This window comes from Allobosea sp. TBD101, assembly GCF_059817965.1.
Map to the genome: position 1 here is coordinate 1,367,741 of NZ_CM187543.1, position 23,376 is coordinate 1,391,116.

19 protein-coding genes, 1 tRNA gene and 1 pseudogene are annotated in these 23,376 nt (G+C 65.6%); 5 read left to right on the plus strand and 16 right to left on the minus strand.

Going from position 1 to position 23,376, the window contains the following annotated elements:
- The 3 genes and pseudogenes from AC6RIC_RS06415 to AC6RIC_RS06425 form a co-directional block, all read left to right on the plus strand.
- Positions 1 to 1,785, plus strand: coding sequence for a type IV secretion system DNA-binding domain-containing protein (locus AC6RIC_RS06415; RefSeq protein WP_499735555.1), 1,785 nt, complete (start codon positions 1 to 3; stop codon positions 1,783 to 1,785).
- Positions 1,786 to 1,975: 190 nt separating this feature from the next.
- Complete coding sequence (gene mobF, locus AC6RIC_RS06420) at positions 1,976 to 4,618, plus strand: MobF family relaxase (RefSeq protein ID WP_499735556.1); 2,643 nt, start codon at positions 1,976 to 1,978, stop codon at positions 4,616 to 4,618.
- 315 nt (positions 4,619 to 4,933) lie between these two features.
- Positions 4,934 to 5,749, plus strand: a pseudogene (locus AC6RIC_RS06425) (recombinase family protein); the annotation flags it as partial.
- A gap of 816 nt (positions 5,750 to 6,565) precedes the next feature.
- On the opposite strand, the gene AC6RIC_RS06430 reads toward AC6RIC_RS06425, so the two are convergent.
- Positions 6,566 to 6,650: transfer RNA gene (locus tag AC6RIC_RS06430), tRNA-Leu, on the minus strand.
- Between the two features lie 198 nt (positions 6,651 to 6,848).
- Here AC6RIC_RS06430 and AC6RIC_RS06435 point away from each other — a divergent pair.
- Together AC6RIC_RS06435 and AC6RIC_RS06440 are read left to right on the plus strand one after the other, a co-directional pair.
- The gene (locus AC6RIC_RS06435) at positions 6,849 to 7,460 is read left to right on the plus strand and encodes a YqaA family protein (protein ID WP_454655551.1); all 612 of its coding nucleotides are present in this window, start codon (positions 6,849 to 6,851) and stop codon (positions 7,458 to 7,460) included.
- A 7-nt stretch (positions 7,461 to 7,467) separates the two neighbouring features.
- Positions 7,468 to 7,995 (plus strand): disulfide bond formation protein B, encoded by a 528-nt coding sequence (locus AC6RIC_RS06440; RefSeq protein WP_499735557.1) that lies wholly within the window; start codon positions 7,468 to 7,470, stop codon positions 7,993 to 7,995.
- Between the two features lie 3 nt (positions 7,996 to 7,998).
- Here the strand turns inward: AC6RIC_RS06440 and AC6RIC_RS06445 are convergent, their stop codons facing one another.
- The 15 genes from AC6RIC_RS06445 to AC6RIC_RS06515 form a co-directional block, all read right to left on the minus strand.
- Positions 7,999 to 8,556 (minus strand): HNH endonuclease, encoded by a 558-nt coding sequence (locus AC6RIC_RS06445; protein ID WP_454655553.1) that lies wholly within the window; start codon positions 8,554 to 8,556, stop codon positions 7,999 to 8,001.
- A gap of 224 nt (positions 8,557 to 8,780) precedes the next feature.
- Positions 8,781 to 9,665 (minus strand): 3-hydroxybutyryl-CoA dehydrogenase, encoded by an 885-nt coding sequence (locus AC6RIC_RS06450; RefSeq protein ID WP_454655554.1) that lies wholly within the window; start codon positions 9,663 to 9,665, stop codon positions 8,781 to 8,783.
- Positions 9,666 to 9,747: 82 nt separating this feature from the next.
- Positions 9,748 to 10,692 carry an electron transfer flavoprotein subunit alpha/FixB family protein gene (locus AC6RIC_RS06455; RefSeq protein WP_499735558.1) on the minus strand — a complete coding sequence of 315 codons (945 nt, stop codon included), beginning with the start codon at positions 10,690 to 10,692 and terminating at the stop codon, positions 9,748 to 9,750.
- Complete coding sequence (locus AC6RIC_RS06460) at positions 10,692 to 11,438, minus strand: electron transfer flavoprotein subunit beta/FixA family protein (RefSeq protein ID WP_454655556.1); 747 nt, start codon at positions 11,436 to 11,438, stop codon at positions 10,692 to 10,694. Before AC6RIC_RS06460 ends, AC6RIC_RS06455 begins: the two co-directional genes overlap by 1 nt.
- A gap of 164 nt (positions 11,439 to 11,602) precedes the next feature.
- A complete protein-coding gene (locus tag AC6RIC_RS06465; RefSeq protein ID WP_454655557.1) occupies positions 11,603 to 12,301 on the minus strand; it encodes a rhomboid family intramembrane serine protease in 699 nt (232 codons plus the stop codon).
- Between the two features lie 8 nt (positions 12,302 to 12,309).
- A complete protein-coding gene (locus AC6RIC_RS06470; RefSeq protein ID WP_454655558.1) occupies positions 12,310 to 12,891 on the minus strand; it encodes a cob(I)yrinic acid a,c-diamide adenosyltransferase in 582 nt (193 codons plus the stop codon).
- Positions 12,892 to 12,949: 58 nt separating this feature from the next.
- Positions 12,950 to 13,546, minus strand: coding sequence for an acyloxyacyl hydrolase (locus AC6RIC_RS06475; RefSeq protein WP_454655559.1), 597 nt, complete (start codon positions 13,544 to 13,546; stop codon positions 12,950 to 12,952).
- Positions 13,547 to 13,701: 155 nt separating this feature from the next.
- Positions 13,702 to 13,890: a twin transmembrane helix small protein gene (locus AC6RIC_RS06480; RefSeq protein WP_454655560.1), complete on the minus strand. Its 189-nt coding sequence runs from the start codon at positions 13,888 to 13,890 to the stop codon at positions 13,702 to 13,704.
- Between the two features lie 72 nt (positions 13,891 to 13,962).
- Positions 13,963 to 15,243: a glycosyltransferase family protein gene (locus AC6RIC_RS06485; RefSeq protein ID WP_454655561.1), complete on the minus strand. Its 1,281-nt coding sequence runs from the start codon at positions 15,241 to 15,243 to the stop codon at positions 13,963 to 13,965.
- Between the two features lie 149 nt (positions 15,244 to 15,392).
- On the minus strand, positions 15,393 to 16,187 hold the full coding sequence (locus AC6RIC_RS06490; protein ID WP_499735559.1) for a polysaccharide deacetylase family protein: 795 nt from the start codon (positions 16,185 to 16,187) through the stop codon (positions 15,393 to 15,395).
- Positions 16,184 to 17,323 carry a glycosyltransferase family 4 protein gene (locus AC6RIC_RS06495; RefSeq protein WP_499735560.1) on the minus strand — a complete coding sequence of 380 codons (1,140 nt, stop codon included), beginning with the start codon at positions 17,321 to 17,323 and terminating at the stop codon, positions 16,184 to 16,186. Before AC6RIC_RS06495 ends, AC6RIC_RS06490 begins: the two co-directional genes overlap by 4 nt.
- A gap of 26 nt (positions 17,324 to 17,349) precedes the next feature.
- Positions 17,350 to 18,537: an ABC transporter permease gene (locus AC6RIC_RS06500; RefSeq protein ID WP_499735561.1), complete on the minus strand. Its 1,188-nt coding sequence runs from the start codon at positions 18,535 to 18,537 to the stop codon at positions 17,350 to 17,352.
- Entirely contained in the window at positions 18,534 to 19,532 is a 999-nt protein-coding gene (locus AC6RIC_RS06505) for an ABC transporter permease (RefSeq protein ID WP_454658946.1), read from the minus strand. The genes AC6RIC_RS06500 and AC6RIC_RS06505 overlap by 4 nt, the downstream gene beginning before the upstream one ends.
- Positions 19,533 to 19,538: 6 nt before the next feature.
- Positions 19,539 to 21,500 carry an ABC transporter substrate-binding protein gene (locus AC6RIC_RS06510; protein ID WP_499735562.1) on the minus strand — a complete coding sequence of 654 codons (1,962 nt, stop codon included), beginning with the start codon at positions 21,498 to 21,500 and terminating at the stop codon, positions 19,539 to 19,541.
- A complete protein-coding gene (locus tag AC6RIC_RS06515) occupies positions 21,497 to 23,374 on the minus strand; it encodes an ABC transporter ATP-binding protein (RefSeq protein ID WP_499735563.1) in 1,878 nt (625 codons plus the stop codon). The genes AC6RIC_RS06510 and AC6RIC_RS06515 overlap by 4 nt, the downstream gene beginning before the upstream one ends.
- Between the last annotated feature and the right edge of the window lie 2 nt (positions 23,375 to 23,376).

Consider the following 23,376-nt stretch of genomic DNA (forward strand, 5'->3'; position numbering starts at 1 on the left):
ATGAGCGAGCATCCCCTGACCCCGAAGAAGGCCATCCTGCCGACGGCGTTGGCTGGAGCGGTGACCGCGGCCGTGACCGCTGTTGTCGCCCTCGTCGTCGGTATCCTTTTCCCGCCCCTTGCCTGGATGCCGGGCACCGATCACGCGGCGCTCGCCGACGCGGCATTCTGGTGGGCACTGGCAGAAAGCTTGACGCACAATGCTTTCGCTCCCGCGAATGCGTTCGACAGGATCGGCCGTGTGATCGATTTGCCGTTCGCTTTCCATCGGGCTTTGCAGAGCCATGACCTCATGCTGGCCGTTTCGGCGCGCGCAGCTTCTTGCGTCTTCGCGGGCGCGTGGCTCGGCAATTACGTGTTCGACGCGATCTATTCCACGGCAGTGCCGACGATCCGCGTGCGGCATATTTCTGGGCCCAGACTCGTGGCGAACCACGTGGCACGTGGGATGCTCAGCACAGCCTGGCGCAAGCAGGTCACGGCTTTCGAGACCGGCATCGAGCTCGCCTCCGGTCTGAACATGCCGCGCGAGATCGAAACGAGGCATTTTTTGCTGCTTGGCGGCACTGGTGCCGGCAAAACGACCATTCTCCAGCAAATGATCGGTAGCGCGCTCTCGCATGACGATAAGATGCTGGTGCTCGATGTGAAAGGCGACATCACGGCGCGCTTTCCGACGGACGATTTCGTCTTGCTGTCGATTGAGGATTCCCGCAGCGACAAATGGATCCCAGGCTGGGATTTCATCACGGCAGCTGACGCCGCCGAGCTTGCAATCGAGCTGATCGCCGCAACCAGCGATCCGTCCTGGAGCGGTGGCGCGAGGCGCGTGCTCGCTGCCATCATCCGCTTCTTGCAGCAGGAAGCATCGGCGCGCGACACGGCGTGGACATGGGCTGGCCTCAACCGGATGCTGCAAATGCCGGTCGAGGATCTTCACCGCATGCTCGTGACCTTCGATCCGCAAGCGGCCTCGTTCATCGACGTGGCGCAGGAGGAAACCCGCAAGCAGGCGATGAGCTTCTATCTCGTGCTCATCGCAGGCGCGGCTCAGACGGTGGCGGCGTTTGCGGAACTGGGCGATGGCGGAAAAGCTTTTTCCGTTCGCCGCTGGTTCGCTGACAAGGACCGTCGTCGAGCGGTCATCGTCCGACAGTCGCAGCGCTTGCCGAAACTGTCCGGGATGATGGCGCGGCTCATACTCAAAGCAGCGGCCGATACAGCCGCGGAATATGCTGCCGCCGCAACGCCCCGGCCAACCTGGTTTTTCTTGGACGAGCTGGCCCAAATCGGTAAGGCTGAGGCGGTGGCGCGCTTGGCCACCATCGGACGCTCTGCGTCTGTTCGGCTCGTCGCCTGTGTTCAGGCGCCTTCCCAGCTGCGCGAAATCTATGGCCAGGATGGGAGCCAGACGCTTCTCGATAATCTGACCACCAAAATCGTTGGTCGGGTGGCCGCGGGCGCCACGGCGGACGAGGTCTGCAAGAAATGGATCGGTGAGCGCAAGGTCGAGTGGTGGGAAATCGTCGGCCGCGACGACGCCGGGCGGCCAAAATCTGAGAAGCGGGCGAAGGACATTCCCGTCGTCAATGCGTTGTTCCTGACCGAGGAATTGGGAGCTTCCCAGGATTTCTTTGGCCGGCCCATCGTCAAAGCGCTCGTGCTCGGCTTGGGCGACATCGCCTTGCTGGTGTGGCCGGTCGGAACCTGGCCCGTTCAGCGTAAAAGCCTCGTCAGACGCTCCGCCGCAAGGCCGATAGCCAAGTCCGGGAAGCGAATGTCCTGACTCCGCAATTCTCTGCCATTCTTCAAAGACTGCCGCGCCTCAACCGCGCGGCAGTTTTTTACGTCCGGGTGCCGGCAATTCTCGCTTCGGCGATCCTCTGTCGCCCACCACCCGATGTCATTCAGCTGATTTGGTTCCCCCAGCCGATTTCCGGCGCTCGCCGAGACTGTTCCCGAAAGAAGGAACAGCAATGGTCGCTTCGCTGCAATTCGGGACGGCCGCGGGCTATTATGTCCGCGAATATTATCATGGTGGCGAGATTCAGCTCGCGGCCCGCTGGTTCGCGCCGGGCCATAAATTCGGGCTCACGGACGGCGAGGGCGTCGACCCCGAATTATTCCAGCGCCTGCATGCCGGTATCGGCGATGATGGCCGCAGCCTTCTGACGACCAGCCGGCGCGATGTCGACGCGCTCGATCTGACCTGCTCGGCCATGAAGAGCGTCAGCATCGCCTATGGCTGCACGACGGATGAACATCACCGGCAAGAGATTCTCGATGCCCATCTGAAGGCCGTGCATGCGGCGCTGGAAGTGCTCAACCGGGAGGCGATCTATGCTCGCCGCGGTCGCGACGGGCTGCTCCGCGAAAAGGTCGATCTGACAGCAGCCGTCTTCACCCACGATTCCGCGCGGCCCGAGATTCACGCGGATGGTGCATTGTTTGCTGATCCGCAGCTCCATAGTCACGCCGTGCTCTTGTCGCTGGCCGAACGAAAAGACGGTTCCGTCGGTGCGATCGATACGCGTCTCGGCCAGCATAAGCTGCTTTGCGGCAGCATATATCACGCCCATCTGGCGCATAATCTGTCGAGGCTTGGCTACTCGATTTGCGACATCGGCAGGAACGGCACGTTTGAGGTCGGTTTCGACGCCCAGGTGCGCGGGTATTTTTCGGCGCGGCGCGCCAAGATCGAAGATGCGCTTGCAGAGGTTGGCATCGGCAGCGCCGAAGCCCCGGAAGCCGCGTCCGCAGCCGCGCTGACAACGAGGCGCACGAAAACCGAGGTCGATGGGCGTGACCGGTTCGCACTCTGGCAGGACAAGGCTAAAGGGCTTGGTCTCGATCCTGAGCGCGTCGCCGAGGAGCTGCGGCAGCCCGGCCAGACGATCCTGGCAGGCGAAGCGGAGCTTCGGACCCGGTTGCAGGCGATTCCGCGCGCGCTTACCGAAAACGAGGCCACCTTCACGCGGCGTGATCTGCTGCGGGCGGTTGCCGTCGCCCACGTCGGCACCTCGGTCGATCCGGCCGGCGTTGTCGGCGAAGCAGAAAGGCTGATCGCTAGCGGCGCAGTCGTCGAAATCCGACGCGAGGGCCATGAGCCGATCCTGTCGACGCCGGACATGATCCGGATCGAGCGCGAGACCCTCGAAACAGCCCAGTCGTTGGCGCAGGCATACTGGCCCGGCGTGGACAGGCAGAAGCTCGACAGGGCGTGTCGCGCGGCCAAACTGTCTGAGGAACAGCGCGCCGCCGCCGCGAGCCTCGCCGAGAGCCGCCCGCTAGCATTTCTTGAAGGCAGGGCCGGGGTCGGTAAGACCCATTTGCTCAAGCCCTACGTCGCGCGGCTACACGCCGACGGCTACCGCGTGATCGCCACGGCAACGGCTTGGCGCACCGCGCAGATGCTCAGCGAGGAACTGGGTGTCGAGGCACGAGCGCTCGATTCCTGGCTCAAGATCGCCGAGACAAGCGGTAGATTCATCGACGAGCGCACGATCGTACTGATCGATGAAGCCGGCCAGCTCGGGGTTCGTGCGGCCCACGCCTTGCTCCGCGAACTGGCCAGGGCACGCGTCGCGGGCGACGGCGCCAAGCTCCTATTCCTGGGCGACAGGGCGCAGCTCGCGCCGATCGCGGCGTCTTGCGGCCTCGACATCCTGGAACGCGCGCAGGCGCCGATCGGTCTCGAAACGATCGTGCGGCAGCGCGATCCGGCTGATCGCCGCATTGTCGCGCACCTCGCTCGCGGCGAAATCCAAGCGGCTTTCGATGGCCTTCAGGCGCGGGGATGCTTCGTCGAGCGTGATAACCGCCGTCAGAGCGTCATCGAAGCGGTCGACCGTTGGGAAGAAGCACGCAAGGCCGATCCGAAGCAGGGCCACCTGCTGCTCGCGCGCACCCATGCTGTCCTCCGCAGCCTCAATGAGGAGGTCCGGTGCCGAATGCGGCGGGACGGCCTTCTCGCCGGCGAGGAGGTCATCGTTGCGGCCGCGACCCCGTCGGGCGCGCCATACGATCTCCGGCTCGCGGCTGGCGACAGAATTCGTTTTGGTCGGCGCGCGGCCGATGTTGGCAAGGGCGTCATCAACGGCACGACGGCGGTAATCGAACGGATCGCGCGGACGACGCCCGGACAGGCGGAAATCGTCGCCCGGGTCGGTCGCGAGCGCGTGACGTTTCGCACGGATGCGTTTCGGGATGCGAAGAGGCGCGTACGCATCGCGCACGATTACTCGCAAAGCCTCTACTCGGCGCAGGGATTGACCTGCGAGACCTGCGTCGTCGTCGCCGAACCGACGCTGGACTGGCATGAATTGTACGTCGGCGCCAGCCGGGCCCGCGGAACGACGACGCTGGTCATCGACCGTGCCGCTCTCGATGCGCATGTTCGCGCAAATCGCGCCGTCTCTCAGATGCGCGGTGAGGTCTCCGCGGACGAGCGTCGCGCGGCGCTGGTCTCGGCGTGGTCTCGTCGGCGGGCCAAATCGACCACGATCGAAGCCTTCAAGGTGCCTGAGCCCAGGGAAAGCCCGCTTGAGGCATCGCCGTCGCATGCGCTTTCGCGGGACCAAGGCCGCAAACGCGGCCGAGGGCTCGATCATGTCCTGTGATCGGGCGCCGCGGCAGCGGACACTCTCAAAACCGGTGGAATGGGTCGTTTCGGTCGAAATCCAGGTTCCCTTGCCCGTCACGGCACGCGAACTCGATGCGCTCGAACGCTATTTCGCAGACATCATCGCCCAGGCCATGGCGGCTTCGCGTCAGACTACGCCCAAGCTTGTCGGCGTTCGCGAACGATCATTGTCGCGGAAATCCCTGGAAACCCGCGGCGCAACCTCGATCGCGGCGGCGGGAGCCGGTAAGCTTCGCCGGTCGAGCCGCATGAAGGGGAAAACGCCATGAGCCGTAAACACCTGGTTCGCCAGATGGCGCCTGCGGATCAGGCGCGGCAGAAGACTGCCGTGATCTACATCCGCGTCTCGACGCTGGAACAAGCCGCGAACGATTTGAGCCTTGTGACGCAGGAAGAGCAGCTTCTCGGCCGCTGCACCCGCGAGGGATGGAAAATCCTCGCGACCTATCGGGACGAAGGCGAATCCGCCACGACGACCCGCAGGCCGGGGTTCGAGGCGATGATGGAGCGCGTCACCGACGGCGGTCGGTCGGTCGACTATGTTTTGGTTTATTCCTTGTCTCGAGCCTTCCGGAACGCGCTCGACCAGGAAATGACGATCCAGAAGCTGCGCCGTCACAAGGTCGAAATCGTATCGCAGGTCGAGGCTTTCGGCGCCGACGCAACGGGCAAGATCTTGCGCCAGTTCGTCGGCATCGTGAACGAATACCAGTCGCATGAGATATCCAGAAACACGACACGGACGATGAAGGAAAACGCCAAGCGCGGCTATTCCAACGGCGGAATCATTCCTTTCGGCTATAAGTCAGTCGATGCGGAAATCCTCGGTACGAAGCAGAAGAAGCGCTTGGCGATCGAACCGGTCGAGGCGGAAGTGGTCCGCACCTGCTTTCATCTTGCGGTCGACGGCGATGGAGCCAGCGGCCCGCTTGGAACCAAAAAAATCGCGATGTGGCTCAACGAACGTGGCTTCCGCTCGCGCGGTGGCAAGCTGTTCGGCACCGGCACCATCCACGAAATCCTGACCCGCGTCGCCTATACCGGCGTGAGGGAGTTCAACGCTTTCGACAGCGAGACCGGCGAGCGCAAGAGCGCCGAGGAAATCGTGAGCTACGAGGTTCCGAAAATCATCCACGAGAGGGTATTTTCGACCGTCCAGTCGCTACTAGTATCGCGCCAGCCTGGCAAAAGAAGCCCGCGGCTCGACGCCGCGCCCTCCCTTTTGGGGGGCCTTATTCGTTGCGATTGCACGTCGTCGCACGCACTGACCGCCGCGTCGGGCACGTCTCGCACAGGCGTGATCTACACGTATTACAAGTGCATTCAATCGACCAAACAGGGACGCCACTGCAATGGCAACGGCGCGGCATGTTGCAATCGGCGCATTCCGCGTCCCACGGCCGACAGATTGGTCACAGAGGCACTGGTCGAGCAGTTGTTGACGCCTGAGCGTGTGATGGGAATCCTCGCCGGCGTGGCGCAGAGGCAGAATGAACGCCAGGCCAGCGCCAATCAGCGCATGGCTGATCTCGCTCGCGAGGCCGCCGACACCGATATGAAGCTCGGCCGTCTCTACAAGGCGATCGAGGAGGGAGTGATCGACGTTACCGATCCGACTCTGAAGGAGCGCACCACGGCATTGCGCGAATCGCGAGATCGGGCGGTGGAAGCGTTGGATTATGCCCGGCGTTCCTTGGCCGACGCTGTGACGATCGATCCGGCCGCAGTCGAGACGTTCACGCGACTTGCCCGCGAACGTCTCCTCGGTGGCGAGGTTGCAGCTCGGAAAGCCTACATCGTCGCTGTCGTCGATGCCGTCATCGTCGGTAACGGCATAATCCGAATCATTGGGTCAAACGATAATCTCACCGCTGCAATCGGCGGGAAAACCAAACCAAAAAAGGTTCGCAGTTCTGTTCAGGAATGGTGCCCCTGGCCGGGATCGAACCAGCACTCCTTGCGGAACTCGATTTTGAGTCGAGCGCGTCTACCAATTCCGCCACAGGGGCCCTTTGCAGGCGGGCGGACTATAGCGATCGGCCAATGCCGGTCAATCGCTGGTGCGGCTGTTCCGGCAGGTTTTCGCGGTTGATCTGGAAGGCGTACCGTCGCCCGAAACGAATGGCGGGCGAGATGGCTCGAAAACGTGCCTTTCCGAGGCACGCAAGCGGTTGTGTCCTCTGCCTACCCATGCTCTAGAGCGCGCCATGCTTAAGCGCCTCTACGAATGGACGATGTCACTCGCCGCCCGGCCGCGGGCGACGATCTGGCTGGCGGTCGTCGCCTTCGTCGAAAGCTCGTTCTTCCTGATCCCGGCTGACGTCCTCTTCGTGCCGATGGCGCTCGCCCGGCCTCAACGAGCATACCGGCTGGCCTTCGTGGCGACGCTGCTTTCGGTGCTCGGCGGCATTGCCGGTTATGCGCTCGGCTATTACGCCTTCGAGGCGTTGGCTAAGCCGGTTCTGGCCTTCTACGGCAAGCTCGGCGCCTTCGAGGCGCTCAAGGCCTGCGCCGGACCGGATACGACGCTGATCCTGCTGACGACCTCCGGCCTTGCCCACCTGCCGCCGATCAAGGTGGTGACGATCCTGGCCGGTGCCGTCCATATCGGGCTCGCCTTCTTCGTCATCTCCTGCGTGCTGGCGCGCGGGGCGCGCTTCTTCGCGCTCGCCTTCCTGCTCCGGCGCTATGGCGACACGATCCGCCATTTCATCGAACGTCGCCTGAAAGTGATCGCCGTGGTCGGTGCAGCCCTGCTGATCCTGCTTTATTTCGGCCTCAAGCTCGTCGCAGGGTCGGGCCAGCTTTTCTCCTGCTGAGCCCGTCATGACCGCCTCCCTTGCCGCTCCCCCCGCTTCGCGTCGCCTGCCGAATTCGCGGCAACTGATCGCTCTCATCGGTGTGGTCAGCCTGGCGTTGATCGCCGGGGCGTGGTTCTTCGAACTCGTCCTGCATCTGCGCCCCTGCAAGCTCTGCCTCGAGCAGCGTGCGCCGCATTATGCCGCGATCGGGCTCGCACTCGTCGGATTGGTGCTGGCGCGCTCAGCCCGGCTGCAATGGTTCGTCCTGCTGGGGCTCGCCGGCCTGATGGCCTGGAGCACAGGCCTCGGCGTCTATCATGCCGGCGTCGAATGGGGCTGGTTCATCGGGCCGAATGATTGCGGCGGGGCGGCTCCGGCCGCCACCGGCATGCAGGATTTCATGAAGCAGCTGCAGACGACGCGCATCGTCGCCTGCTCGGAAGCGGCCTGGCGCTTTCTGGGACTGTCGCTCGCCGGCTGGAATGCGCTGGCCTCGGCCGGGCTCTTCCTGCTCGCCGTGTTCGGGCTGCTGCGCGGACGATCGTCGGCGTAAGCCTTACGGCTCCAGCTCCGAATCCCAGTAGAGATAGTCCAGCCAGCTCTCGTGCAGATAGTTGGGCGGGAAGAGCTTGCCGTTGCGGTGGAGGTCGTTGACCGTCGGCGCATAGGGCTTCTGGGCCGGGAACATCTCGACTGTGGCCGGCATCTTGTCGCCCTTGCGCAGGTTGCAGGGCGAGCAGGCTGCGACGACGTTCTCCCAGGTCGTCTGGCCGCCCTTGGAGCGCGGGATAACGTGGTCGAAGGTCAACTCGTCGCGCGTATTGCAGTATTGGCAGGCGAAGCGGTCGCGTAGGAAGACGTTGAACCGGGTGAAGGCCGGTGTCCGCGAGGGCTTGATATAGCTCTTGAGCGAGACCACCGAGGGCAGCCGCATGTCGAAGCTCGGGCTGCGGACGACAGTGTCGTATTCGGAGACGATGTTGACGCGGTCCATGAAGACCGCCTTGATCGCGTCCTGCCAACTCCACAGCGACAGGGGATAGTAGCTGAGCGGCCGGAAATCGGCGTTCAGCACCAAAGCCGGACAGCCGTCCGGCGATGCCATCGGATGCATCACATGCGCCGTCAAACCCGTCGCACCTCCGCTTCATCGAGCGGGACGAATCCCGCTCAAGGATCAATGTAAGCGCGAGACGACAGGAATGTGAAGGAACTTATTGCGACTGCGGCAAGCATCTGCGCACGGGCGAGGATCAGCCTCGCCCGCGGCAGTGAAACGGTGGATTGTGATGAAATCCGGCCGGGTTTTCGTAGCTTGCGAGTGACCGGCCCGCTTCGTCAGCGGGTCGGGACAGGCTTCTCGCCGCGATAGTCGTAGAAACCGCGCTTGGTCTTGCGGCCGAGCCAGCCGGCCTCGACATATTTCACCAGCAGCGGGCAGGGGCGGTATTTCGAATCGGCAAGCCCGTCATGGAGCACCTGCATCACCGAGAGGCAGGTATCGAGGCCGATGAAGTCGGCAAGCTGGAGCGGACCCATCGGATGGTTGGCGCCGAGCCGCATGGCGGTGTCGATCGCCTCGACCGAGCCGACGCCCTCATAGAGCGTGTAGACGGCTTCGTTGATCATCGGCAGCAGGATGCGGTTGACGATGAAGGCCGGGAAATCCTCGGAAACCGAGACGGTCTTGTGCAGGCTGCCGACGAGGTTCTTGGCGCGTTCGAAGGTGCCGTCATCGGTGGCGATGCCGCGGATCAGCTCGACGAGCTGCATCAGCGGGACCGGGTTCATGAAATGGATGCCGATGAAATGCTCGGGGCGATCGGTCGCCGCGGCAAGGCGCGTGATCGAGATCGAGGAGGTGTTCGAGGCGAGGATCGCGTCCGGGCGCAGATGCGGGCAGACAGCGGTGAAGATCTTGCGCTTGACCTCTTCGTTCTCGGTCGCGGCCTCGATGACGAGGTCGCAACCGCCGAGATCGGCGAGGCCGATGGCGGGCTGAATACGGGCGATTGCCGCGCGGCGCTCGTCCTCGGCAAGGGCGCCTTTCGAGACCTGACGGGCCATGTTGCCGTCGATCGTGGCGAGCGCGGCCTTGATCCGCTCTTCGGCGATGTCGTGCAGCCGGATGTCGAAGCCGGCGGCGGCCGCGACATGGGCGATGCCGTTGCCCATCTGGCCTGCCCCGATGATGCCGATCGTCTTGATCGCGTGGTCCGACATGGTTTGATCCCGGATGAACTTTTCAGGCTCCCGCAGGAGCGGAACGGGCCGCCCTGAGGCGGCCCGGAAGCGATGTGCCGGCTTACTTGCCGGCTTTGGCGAGCTCGGCGTCGAGCTCCGGCAGGACGGTGAAGAGGTCGCCGACGAGGCCGTAATCGGCGATCTGGAAGATCGGGGCTTCTTCGTCCTTGTTGATGGCGACGATGACCTTCGAGTCCTTCATGCCGGCGAGATGCTGGATCGCGCCGGAGATGCCGACGGCGATATAGAGCTCGGGGGCGACGACCTTGCCGGTCTGGCCGACCTGCCAGTCGTTCGGGGCGTAGCCGGCATCGACCGCAGCGCGCGAGGCGCCCATGGCGGCGCCGAGCTTGTCGGCGACGGGCTCGATCACCTTGCCGAAATTCTCGGCCGAGGCCAGCGCGCGGCCGCCCGAGATGATGATCTTGGCCGAGGCCAGCTCCGGACGGTCGGACTTGGCGACCTCTTCGCCCTTGAAGGACGAGGTGCCGGGATTCTCGGCCGCCGAGACGCTCTCGACCGTGGCCGAGCCGCCTTCGCCCGCCGCCGCGAAGGAAGCGGTGCGGATGGTGAGCAGCTTCTTGGCGTCGGTCGATTGCACGGTCTGGATGGCGTTGCCGGCATAGACCGGACGCTCGAAGGTGTCGGGGGAGACGATGCCGCTCACATCCGAGACCTGCATCACGTCGAGCAGGGCTGCGACCCGCGGCAGCACGTTCTTGCCGGTGGTGGTCGAGGGCGCGACGATGGCGTCGTAGTTGCTCGCGAGCTTGACGATCAGCGCGGCGAGCGGCTCGGCCAGCGCATGGCTGTAAGCGGCGTCATCGGCGAGCAGCACCTTCTCGACGCCGGCGAGCTTGGCAGCGGCATCGGCCGCGCCCTTGGCGCCCTGGCCGGCGACGAGGATATGGACGGGCGCGCCGAGCTTGGCGGCAGCGGTCAGCGCCTTGGCGGTGGCGTCCTTGACGGAGGCGTTGTCGTGTTCGGCGATCAGCAGCGTGGTCATCAGATCACCCCGGCAGTCTTGAGCTTGGAGACGAGTTCGGCGGCATTGGCCACCTTGACGCCGGCGGAGCGGCCGGCAGGCTCGACCGTCTTCAGAACCTTGAGGCGCGGCGCGACATCGACGCCGAGCGTCTCGGCCGAGGTCTCGTCGAGCGGCTTCTTCTTCGCCTTCATGATGTTGGGCAGTGAGGCATAGCGCGGCTCGTTCAGACGCAGGTCGGTGGTGACGATCGCCGGGAGCTTCAGCGACACGGTCTGCAGGCCGCCATCGACCTCGCGGGTGACGTCGACGCTGTCGGCTGACAGTTCGACCTTCGAGGCGAAGGTGCCCTGGCCCCAGCCAAGGAGCGCCGCGAGCATCTGGCCGGTCTGGTTGCAGTCGTCGTCGATCGCCTGCTTGCCGAGGATGACGAGGCCGGGGGCCTCCTGCTCGACGACCTTCTTGAGGAGCTTGGCGACGGCGAGCGGCTCGACGATGCCGTCGACCTTCACGAGGATGCCGCGATCGGCGCCCATGGCGAGGCCGGTGCGGATCGTCTCGGCGGCTTGCGCCGGGCCGATCGAGACCACGACCACCTCGGTCGCCTTGCCGGCTTCCTTGAGGCGCAGCGCCTCTTCGACCGCGATCTCGTCGAAGGGATTCATCGACATCTTGACGTTGGCGAGTTCGACGCCGGAGCCGTCCGCCTTCACGCGGATCTTCACGTTGTAATCAACCACCCGCTTGACGGGCACCAAGATCTTCATCGCCAGATCACCGTTTAGAAGAGATGAGCCTCGCGCCGCACCATACCTGACGGCAGGACAGCGGCATCGCGGCCCTCGGCTGGAATGCGCTGGGACCGTAACGACGCCCGTTTGCGCTTGTCAACGTCCGTCCTGGCCCGACTCGGAGGCAAAACAGCGCGGCTTCAGCCATGGGTGGCCTTGCGCCCGAACAGGGCGATGCTGCGGTGCACGAAGAGCGGGGTCAGGGCGGCGCCCGTCGCCAGTCCGCCGAGATGCGCCCACCAGCCGACATTGCCGTCGGCGCCGAAGATGGCGGAGGCGGCCTGCAGCAAGATCCAGCCGCCGAGCGCATAGAGCGCCGGGATATGGATCGGAATCCAGTTGAAGGCGAGGCCCCAGATCCGGACCTGCGGATAGATCATCAGATAGGAGGCGATGACACCGGAGATGGCGCCGGAGGCGCCGATCAGCGGCTGCTGTGAATCCGGGTATAGGCCGGCATGGAAGAGTGAGCCGCCGAGCCCGCAGAGGAAGAAGAAAACGAGGAAGCGGGCATGGCCCATCGCATCCTCGACATTGTCGCCGAAGACCCAGAGGAACAGCATGTTCCCGACGAGATGCGCGAGATTGGCGTGCAACAGGATGTTGCTGAACAGGGTCGCCCAGGCCGGGAGATGGGCGAGCCCGTCCGGCAGTTGCGCCGTGCCGAACAGCACCGAGGGAATCATGCCGAAGCCGGCCATGAGCGCGAGCTCCGCCTCCTCGCCGGGCCAGAGCAGCAGCATGAGTTGAAGGGCGAGGCAGGCGCCGATCAACCCATAGGTAATGTAGGGCGTTCGCATGAAGCGCAGTGGCACGCCGTCATGCAGGGGAACGAACATGGCCGATCTCAGCGATTCCCGCCGGGCACCCAGAGCACATCGCCGGCTGCCTTGGCATTGAGGTAGCGGGAGGCGACGAACAGGAAGTCCGAGAGGCGGTTGATGTATTTTAGCGCGGCAGGAGCGACTGTCTCGCCTTCGGTCGCGGCGAGCTCGGCCATCAGGCGCTCGGCCCGGCGGCTGACGGTGCGGGCAAGATGCAGATGGGTCGCAGCCGGCGTGCCGCCCGGCAGGACGAAGGAGCGCAGGGGGCTGAGATCGGCATTCAGCTGGTCGATCTCGCTCTCGATCCGGTCGACCTGAGCCTGGACGATGCGCAGCGGCTCGAAGGCGAGGGGCTTATCGGTCTCGGGCGTCGAGAGGTCGGCGCCGAGATCGAAGAGATCGTTGCTGATGCGGCCGAGCATGGCATCGACCAGGGCGTCTTCCGTCGCCGCATGTAAGCGGGCGAGGCCCACGCAGGCATTGGTCTCGTCGACCGTGCCGTAGGCGTCGACACGCAGGTCGAACTTGGGCCGGCGCGGGCCGCTCGTCAGGCCGGTCGTGCCGTTGTCGCCGGTGCGCGTGTAGATGCGATTGAGCTTGACCATGCCACGCTTATAGCGCGGTCCCGGCTGGACGGAAGCGCGTTTCCGCCGTGGCGGTACGTCAGAAAGTGTAGCCGAGCCTGGCGCCGATATTGGCCGGGCCGCGGCTGTTCGTGCCCGGTTTGTCGGAGCAGCCGACCGTGCTGAAATGCTCGAGCGTGGTGACCAGGCTCCAGCGGTCCGAGAGCCGGAAGCCGAGGGCGGCGGCCTCGCGCGTGCCGGTGTTGCAGCCGAGCGCGAGGCGATTCTCCGGGATGACCAGGCCGGTCTTGCCGTCGTTCAGGGTGGCGCCGAGGCTTGCCTCGACGAAGATGTCGCGGGTTACGTCGAAGGTCCAGGTCGCCCCCGCATAGGCATAGCGCGTGCCGTTGAGATTGAGGCTCGCGCCGATGTTGAAGCGCGGGATGAAGGCTGCGGCGAGGCGGTCGCTCAGGGGAACGAGGCGCGGCGACAGGAGGTCGGCGCTCAGGTTCGGCAGGCCGCTCTCGCGGCCGCCGGGATTGGCCAGGCCGGCACCGACCCTTGCCTCCCAGGCGGGTGCGGGTGGTTCGGTGGCGGGAGCGTAGCTGGAGACGCTGCCGGAGAGGGATCGGGTCTGCGCGGAAGCGGCAGAAACGGCCAGGCAAACGGCAAGAGGCAGCAACGCGACGCGGACCATGGGCCTTCGGCAATGAACGTGTGAGCAGACGTTAGTGAAGCGCACATACTCGTGTTCGGAATGTGGCAAGGCCCGGAAATCCAAGCTCTCATCCACAGTGCACTAAGAATACAAGTTCAATTATTTCAAAGTCTTGTGTGCAGTGTCGCAGGCGTTCAGCCGTTGCGCCACCACAGGACGATAACGATCAGCACGATGGCGACGAATTGCAGGATGACCCGCAGCCGCATCAATCGCTGCGAGGCGTTGGCGCTGCCGCCGCGCAGCATGTTGATGAGGCCGAGCAGGAGCACGATGGCGACGGCGCCGACCGCGACGGATACGAGGGTGTTCGAAAGCGTCATGGCGACAGGCTTAGGATGGTGGGAAGGACTTGGCCAGCGCCCTGATGGGGCTCGTGCCGGTTGGGCCGTGGGTCAGCTCGTCGCAGCCATCTGCGCCAGGGCGCGGCCGCGGACAGGCATGGAGAGGTCGCCGGCGAGCGCCCGGCTGATGGCGGGCAGGCCGTCGAGCAGGTCGGGCACGAAGGCTTGCGACGGCGGTTGGCGGCGCGGCAGCGCATGGAGCGCAGCGGCCATCACGCGCGGATCGCGCTCGCCCTCGCCGGTCTGCGAGGGATCGTAGAGGACATCGACCAGCTTGAGTTCGTCGGCCCGGCCGGCGCGGATCGCCTGCTCGAGGCGCGGTCGGACGCGCGGCACGATCAGCGCCGGCTTGTCGAAGGACAGGATCTCGCAGAATGTGTTGTAGCCGCCCATGGCGACGACGCAGTGGGCGCGGTTCATCAGCAATTCGAGGCGCGGCTCGAAGCCGAGGCCTTCGAGCTTGGGATGGCGGGCGATGCGCTCGGCGAATTCCTTGCGCTTCTCGCGCGACATGAAGGGACCGAAGACGATGAGCGCGGGCAATGCGATCGTCGGATCGCTCTCGTAGGCCGAGATCACCCAGTCGATGACGCCGGCACCGTCGCCGCCGCCGCCCGGCGTGACCAGTATGAAGGGCTGCTTGGTGATGCGGGGGTAGCGGTTCGGCGGCATCGGACTCGGTACCGCGCGCTTGAGATAGCCCATGTAGCGGAGCTTGTCGGCGAAGCGGTGCTGGTTCGGCAGGCCGGTCAGGGGTTCATAGACGTTGTCGAGCCCGTAGACGAAGATGTCGTCATAGACCGTGTCGAGCGCTTCCAGCGCGCCGTTGCGGCTCCATTCCTCGAGCACCGCGGCGGGTTCGTCGAGCACGTCGCGCAGGCCGAGCACGATGCGGGCACCGCGCCGGCGCAGGATGTCGAGCGAGGGCTTCAATTCGCCGCGCAGGCCGACCGGCTCCTTGTCGACGATGACCACGTCGGGATCGAAGGAGAGCACGGTCTGCTTGATGATGTCGGCCCGCAGACGGATGGTGTCGTCGAGGCCGAGATTGAGGTGATGCGGCTCGTAGCCGCCGTCGCTCTGCTTCTCGACGCCGGGAATGCGGACATAGTCGACGCCGTCGCCGAACTGGAAGCTCGAGATCACCGACGAGCCCGAGACGATGATCACCGAGATATGCGGGAAGCTCGCGATCAGCGCATTGGCGATGGCGCGGCAGCGGCGGATATGGCCGAGGCCGAAGGTGTCGTGGCTGTAGATCAGGACACGCGGAGCGTGGGGGCTACGCGGCGCGCGCTCGGCGCCGGCGAGATCGACGACGTTTGAAGGCATCGGAACGTCGCCCCCCGGGAAAGGCCAGACGACCTCTTGGCGAGGACGAACGCAGTTGAAACTCTGGAGCGGTTATAACTGGTCGCCGGGAACGATCCAAGCCCGTCGGCCTGTCGTCAGGCGAGAAAAACCGTGTCGGATCGCAGTTATCACCGCGGGCCGGGATCGCATTGCCGGTCGCTGCCCGGCAGCCGGACGAAGCTTGCCGGATCGACCAGGCGGATGGCCGGATGAGCGGCCGCCTGCAGGAGATCGGACAGGAAGGACCACGCTGTTTCGTCGTGGTCGCGATGGTGCAGCAGCAGGCCGATCTCGATGTTGCCGGTCTCCGCCATTCGCCGATCCGCCAACAGGGTTACAAGCTCGCCGACGACGTCGGCGGCCAGACGTCCGACGCGGCCGCCATGCCAGTTCATGACGTCGATATGGGTGTTGAGCAGGCGCGGTCCGCCATCCGACCCCAGGCGAAAGCCGCGGAAGCAGGAGAGCCCGGAAAAGCCGAGCGCCCCGAGACGTGCGGCGTGGCTCGGGGCGATGCGGTTCCAGGGCGGGACGAAGATCGGCAGGACATCGCCGCCGAGCAGATCGTACAGGCGCCGGCGGCCCTGCGCGATGTCGGCGTCGACATGATCGGCGTCGCGTTCAGCGCCGAATTCCGATTTCTTGCCGCCGGCGGGCGTGTGGTTCCGATGGATGGCGCCATGCTGGCAGGGGCGCAGCTGCGGCATGCCGCGCAACGCGGGTGCCAGTTCGGGTTCGGCCAGCAGGGGAATGACGGCGAGCAGGATGGGGGCCGCGAAGCGCTCGGCCAGCTCCGAGAGCCGGTCGAGCGCCGGGCTCGGTGCCACGGCGTCGTCATCGCGCAGCCAGAGGTCGATCTGCCGGCCGGATGCACTCCAGTGGTCGAGCTCGAGGGCGAGCGCGTGCCAGGGCGAGGCAGTCATGGCGTGGCTTCCCGGGCGGGCGACCGCAATTTGGCGCTGCGATTTCGCACGGCGAGGGTGAGACCTTCCGCCAACCTTTCGGCAGCGCGCGCGGGTGTGCGCTCGGCGAGGATGAAACGGTGCGCGGCTGCGCCCATGCCCTCGCGCAAGGCCCTGTCGCGCAGCAGGCGGGTCAGCGCCGCAGCCAGGGCTTCGTCGTCATGCTCCGGGACGAGCAGGGCGGTTTCGCCGGCTCGCACCGTCTCGGCGACGCCGCCGCTGTCGAAGGCGACGACCGGCAGCCCGGCCGCCTGGGCTTCGAGATAGACCAGCCCATAGGCCTCGCCGATGCCGGGCCAGAGGAAGATGTCGTGCCGGGCAAGCTCGGCCTGGGTGGCGTCGCGGTCAAGCTGCCCATGCCAGGTGATGCGGCCTTCGGGCTGGCCGGCGAAGGCGGCGCCGATCTCGGAGCGGCAAGGGCCGTCGCCGATGATGCTCAGCGTCCAGTTCTCGTTCCGGCTGCGGTCGAGGATGCGCGCGAGGGTAAGGTAGCTCTCCAGTTTAACGCCCGGGCGCATCATGGCGACGGTGATTAGGCGGGGCTTGCCCGATGGGTCGGTAGCCGGGGACAACTCGAAGCCGGGCGCGACGAAGGGGGGCAGGGGGAGCAGGGCCGTGCCTTCGTTCTCCCAGCGTGCAAGCCCCTGCCGGTCGCGGTCGGTGAAGTAGAAATGGACATCGGCAGCTGTGTGCCCTTGCCGGGCTGCGGCCACATGCATGGCCCATTCGCCGCTGGCACGCCGGGCGGAATCGCTCGATTCGGCGGTGACATAGGGGATGCCGAGCGCCGCCGCGATCGCGGGACCGAGGAAGTCCGGCGAGCGATAGTAGTTGTGATAGGTGAACCAGAGCTCGGGCCGCGGCTTGCCCTCCCGGTAGCCGGCGAGCAGGGCATCGCGCAGCCGGTCCGCATCGTCGGCGCAGCGGGCCAAGCGGGCGGGATCGGCTTCCCGGAAATAGGTCTTCCGCGCTGCGACGGGCTCGACGACATGGCCGAGGCTTTCGAGCGCTGCGGCGAGCTGGCGGGCCATGCGGCGATCGCCGGAGACGCCGCCGTCACCGACCGGATTGAGCGGGGTGTGGAAAGCGATACGCAAGACGGTCTTCGGGGTCGGTGATGCTGTCAGCGATAGGGATCGGCCGCGTCGCGAAGGCCGTCGCCAAGGAAGTTGAAGGCGAGGATGATCACGATCACGGGGACGACCGGATAGAGTAGCCAGGGATAGAGCGCCACAACATTGATGTTCTGGGCTTCGTTGAGCATCACACCCCAACTGGTGATCGGCGGCCGCAAGCCCAGGCCCAGGAAGGAGAGTGCGGTCTCGCCCAAAATGGTCTTGGGGATGGTGATCGTGGCCGAGGCGATGAGATGGCTCATGAAGCCGGGCACGAGATGCAGCGCGATGATCCGGCGCGGCTTGGCCCCCATGAGCTGGGCCGCGACGACATAATCCTCCTCGCGCAGCGAGAGCAGTTTCGAGCGCACCGAGCGCGCGAGCCCGGTCCAATCCATCAGGCCGAGGATCACCGTGATGCCGAAATAGACCAAGAGCGGGCTCCAGGTCGGCGGCAGGATCGAGGCCAGCGCCAGCCAGAGCGGGATATGCGGCAACGATTGCACGATCTCGATGATGCGCTGGATGAAGAGATCGACGCGGCCGCCATAATAGCCGGCGATGCCGCCGATGATCACGCCGAGCACAAAGGAGACGGAAACGCCGAGCAGGCCGATCGAGAGCGAGATGCGCCCGCCATAGAGGATGCGCGAAAGCATGTCGCGGCCGAGCCGGTCCGAGCCGAGCAGGAAGAAGGTGCCGCCTTCGGGTGCGCAGACGAGGTGCGTGTTGCCGGGGACCATGCCCCAGAACGTGTAGTTGTCGCCCTTGCAGAAGAAGCGCAGCTTCTGCGGGCGGGTCGTGTCGACCTCGTATTCGCGCTTCAGGTTCTCCATGTTGAGGCGCATCGTGTACGGGTAGACGAAGGGGCCGATGAAGCTGCCTTCGTGGAAGAGATGGATGCCCTGGCTCGGCGCCCGGATGAAATCGGTGTTGCGCGTCGTGTAGTGATAGGGCGCGAGGAACTCGGCGAAGGCCGCCATCGCGTAGATCGCGACAATCACGAAGGCGGAGATGACCGCGAGCCTGTGCTTGCGGAACTTCCACCACATCAACTGCCATTGCGAGGCGAGATAGACCCGCTCCTGCTCGGGCGTCATCGCCTCGGTGGCATAGGGCTCGAACGGTGCCGTCGAGACTTCGTGCGGCAGCGGCGCGCCGTCCGGCGGGAGATGGTTGAGCGTCGTCGCCTTCACTTGGTCGCGGCTCCCTGGAGGCGGATGCGCGGATCCAGAATGGCGAGCGCGATGTCCGAGATCAGCACGCCGATCACGGTCAGGAAGGAGAGGAACATCAGGAAGGAGCCGGCGAGATACATGTCCTGGCTCTGCAGGGCGCGGATCAGCAGCGGGCCGGTCGTCTGCAGCGAGAGCACGATGGCGACGACCTCGGCGCCCGAGACGATCGAGGGCAGGATGTCGCCGATATCCGAGATGAAGAAGTTGAGCGACATGCGCAGCGGATATTTCCGCAGCGCCTTGCCGGGCGGCAGCCCCTTGGCGCGGGCGGTGACATAGTACTGCTTCTGCAACTCGTCGAGGAGGTTCGCGCGCAGCGCCCGGATCATGCCGGCGGTCCCGCCCGCACCGATGATGATGACGGGAATCCAGAGGTGCTCCAGCACCGATTTGAGCTTGGCCCAGCTCATCGGCTGGTTGAGATAGGCGGGATCGACGAGTCCGCCGATCGAGGTGCCGAACCAGACATTGGCGAAATACATGAAGACCAGCGCCAGCAGGAAATGCGGCACGGCGAGCCCGACGAGGCCGAGGAAGGTGAGCCCGTAATCGCCCCAGCTGTACTGGTGCGTGGCCGAATAGATGCCGATCGGGAAGGCGACGATCCAGGTGAAGATGATGGTGGCGAAGGAGACCATCATCGTCAGTAGCAGCCGGTCGCCGACGATCTCGCGCACGGGGCGCTGGTACTCGAAGGAGTAGCCCATGTCGCCCTGGAGCAGGCCCGCGACCCAGCGGACGTAACGCTCCACCGGCGGCTTGTCGAAGCCGTATTCCTGCTTCAGGAACTCGATGCGGCTCATGTCCGCCTTCTCGCCCTGGGCCTGCATCTCGGCGGCGAGCGTCTCGAAGTAATCGCCTTCGGGCAGGTTGATCACGGTGAAGATCAGCGCGCTGGTGACGATCAGCGTCGGGATCATGATCAGGATGCGCTTGAGGATGTAGCGGAGCAGCACGGGTCAGGCCTTGGTCTCTGGCCTGTCGAACCAGAAGGTGTCGGGCATGTAGCGGCCGATGAAGGCGCCGGGCTCGAAGCTGTAGAGGCCCTTTTCGGGCACATTGTGCAGGTCGTTCGAGACGACGATCGGCTGCAGCGTGCTGTTGATCACGCCGATAGTGTAGAGCTGCTCGGCATTGATCGCCAGCATCTTGTGCCAGATGGCGCGGCGCTGCTCGCGGGTCGAGCTCATGCGCCATTCCTCGTAGAGCCGCACCAGCGCGTTGACTTCGGCGAGGGCCGGTCGCTCGCCCTCGCGGCCGCTGCTCTCGATGAACTGGCCCCAGCGCGGCCACTGGAACTGGGCCGAGGAGGTCGGCGCCAGCGCGTCCGGCTCCATATCCGACGTGACCAGCGCATTGTCCATGCCGGCCCAGGCCGACATCACGGTCTGGCCGGCGAGGATGCGGCGGCGGAAGACGTCGCGCTGGGTCGAACGCGGGTAGATCTTGATGCCGACATCGATGAAGTCCGGCTTGAGCAGGTCGAGGATGTCGGTTTCCTCGGTGTTCTCGCCGGCGGTTTCGATGGTGAATTCCAGCCGGCGTCCGTCCGGGAACAGGCGGATACCGTCATCGTCGCGCTTCGTCAGGCCGATCTCGTCGAGCAGGCGATTCGCCAGCGCCGGATCGTGCTGGGTCCAGAGTTCGGCGAGCTTCGCGTCGTAGAGCGGGCTTTCAGGCAGGGCGGTGTTGCCGCTCTCTCGCGCCAGCCCGAAGAAGATGACCTTGTTGACGTCCTTGCGGTTGATCGCGACCGAGATCGCCTGGCGGTAACGGACGTCGCGATTGAGGTCGCGCCAGGCCGGATCGATAGCGTTCAGGTTGGGGAGCAGGGCGAAATAGGCGCCTTCCGCCCGCTTCCACAGCCGGACGTCGAAATTCATCCGCTTCGAGGCCTCCTTGAGGAAGGTATAGTTGTCGAAGCGGATGTAGCGGGCCTGGAGATCGGCTTCGCCGGCCGCGGTCTTGGCTGGGACGAGGGCACTGGTGCCGATCGTCAGCGTGACCTGATCGGCATAGGGAAGCTGGCGGCCGTTTTTGTCGACGCGGTGGAAATAGGGATTACGCTCGAAGACGAACTGTTCGGCCGGGAGCGGCGTCGTGTTGCGCCAGGGCTCCAGCGTCGGCAGCTTCGGGTTCTCCGGCCGGTACATGCGCGACAGCCGTTCATGCAGCGCCCCCCAGTCGCGCACCCGGTGCTCCTTCACCCGCTGGGCGAGCTCGTGCTTGGGAGCGTGCTTCTCGTGGAACTGCTTGAGATAGCCTGAAGGCATGAAGAGATAGGTCGGCTGCGCACCGGCCAGCGCCGGCAGGAAGACCGGGTTGGGCGCCTCCCAGCTATAGCGCACCTCGCGTTCGTTCAGCACTTCGAAGAACGGTGCATTGCCGCCTGCAAGCAGCGCCTGAGGCGGCCCGCCCGGCGAAAGCCGCTTGTTGTTGGCGATATCTTCCCACCAATAGCGGAAATCCTCGGTGGTGAAGGGCGATCCGTCCGACCAGCGATGGCCCTCGCGCAGCTTGAGCGTGAAGATGCGGCCGTCCTCGACCTCGCAGCTCTCGAGCACGTCCGGCACCAGCTCCAGACTGTCGTCATAGACCATCAACCGGGTGTAGCCGTAGAGCGTCATCATGCGGATATCGCGCTGGTCGCCCATCAGCATGCGGATATTGCCGCCATGGCGGCCCTGCTGCCGGCCGAGCGCCTCCAGATCGATGACGCGCGGATTGGCGGGCAGGCGCGCGGCGACCGGCGGCAGGGAGCCGGCTGCGACCCTGTCCTTGAAGAACGGGCTGTCGATCGCGGTGCCCGAGAAGGGCGCGGGCGCTGCCTGCGCGAGGCGGGGCAGGTTCGCTCCAGCCAGCGCGGCGGAGCCGAGCAGCAGCGCGGTGCGGCGGGTCGGGTTGTGGCGGCGTGGCGTCATGGCGCCAGCTCCCGGATATCGGCATTCGGCCGTGCCAGCACATAGTGACCGTCGCCGAGCGGCAGGGGCGCCAGCGCGGCCTCGTCCGGCCCGGCCTTGAAGGCCATGTCCCAGTGGCTGTCGTCGGAGGCGCCGCCGGGCGCCGCCAGCTTGAAGTCGAGCTTGCGGTCGAGATCGGCGAAGGGCACGGAGCGCAGCAGCGCCCGCGTATAGGGATGGGCCGGGCGGGTGAAGAGCGCGTGGCGCGGCGCCAGCTCGACGATCCGGCCATTGGCCATCACCGCGATCCGGTCCGCCATGTAGTTCACCACGGCGAGATTGTGCGAGATGAACAGGAAGGTCAGCCCGCGCTCGGCCTGGAGGTCCTTGAGCAGGTTGAGGATCTGCGCCTGCACGGAGACGTCGAGCGCCGAAACCGGCTCGTCGCAGATGATCAGCTCGGGGTCGAGCGCGAGCGCGCGGGCAATGCCGATGCGCTGGCGCTGGCCGCCCGAGAAGGAATGCGGGTAGCGATTGAGGAAGCGGGTATCGAGCCCGACATCCTGCATCAGGTTGCGGACCCGCTCGTCCTGCTCGGCCGGGCCGCCCCGACCATGGACGACCAGCGGCTCCCGCAGGATGTTCATCACGGTCATGCGCGGCGAGAGCGACGAGACCGGGTCCTGGAAGATCATCTGCACGCGCGGGCGGAACTTGCGGAGATCCTCGCCGTCGAGGCCGAGCACGTCGACCCGCTCGCGCCCGTCGTCGAAGATGATCTCGCCTGAATCGGGCGTGACGGCGCGCATGATGATCTTGCTGACTGTCGTCTTGCCGCAGCCGCTCTCGCCGACGAGGCCGAGGCATTCGCCGCGCCTGATGTCGAAGCTGACATTGTCGACGGCCTTGACGCTGGTCTGGCTGCCCTTGCCGAAGAAGCTGCGCGAGCCCGTGACATAGGTCTTGTGCAGGCCGCGGACGCTGAGCAGCGGCGCGGCATCCACTGAGGGCTTCGGCGGGGGCGCGGTCAAGATCGGGCGCGGGCGCGCCTCCCTGAGCGCGACCAGCCGCTCGCCGTCCTGCATGTCGAAATGCGGGGAGGCGTCGAGCAGGGCCTTGAGATAGGGGTGGCGCGGCCGGCGAAAGATGTCCTCGACCGGGCCGCGCTCCATGATCTCGCCGTGGAAGATCACGACGACCTCGTCGGCCATGTTGGCGACGACGCCGAGGTCGTGGGTGATCAGCAGGATCGCCATGCCCATCTCGGCCTGGAGATCGCGCATCAGGTCGAGCACCTGGGCCTGGATGGTGACGTCGAGCGCCGTCGTCGGCTCGTCGGCGATCAGCAGGGCCGGCTGGCAGATCAGGGCCATGGCAAGCATGGCGCGCTGGCGCAAACCGCCGGAGAGTTCGAAGGAATAGAGCCCGAAAGCGCGCTTGGGATTCTTGAAGCCGACGCGCTTCAGCATGGCCTCGATGAGCTCGCGCGCCTCGGCCTTCGGCATCGGCCGGTGCAGGAGCAGCGCCTCCTCGATCTGGTTGCCGATCGTATGGACCGGCGAGAGCGAGGACATCGGCTCCTGGAAGATCATGCCGATGCGCCCGCCGCGCAGAGCCCGGATGCCCTCGCCCTCGGCCGGCAGCGTCGCGATGTCGACGACGGTTTCGGGCGCGAGCGGGTCGCGGAACAGGATCTCGCCGCCGGTGACGCCGCCGGCGCGCGGCAGCAGCCCCATGATCGCCTGCGAGATCACCGATTTGCCGGAGCCGGATTCGCCGACGAGCGCGACGGTCTTGCCGGCGGGGACGCGCAGGCTCACGCCCTTCACGACGTCACGGGACAGGCCGTGGATTGTGAAGCCGATACGCAGGTCGTTGATGCGCAGGATGTCCATGC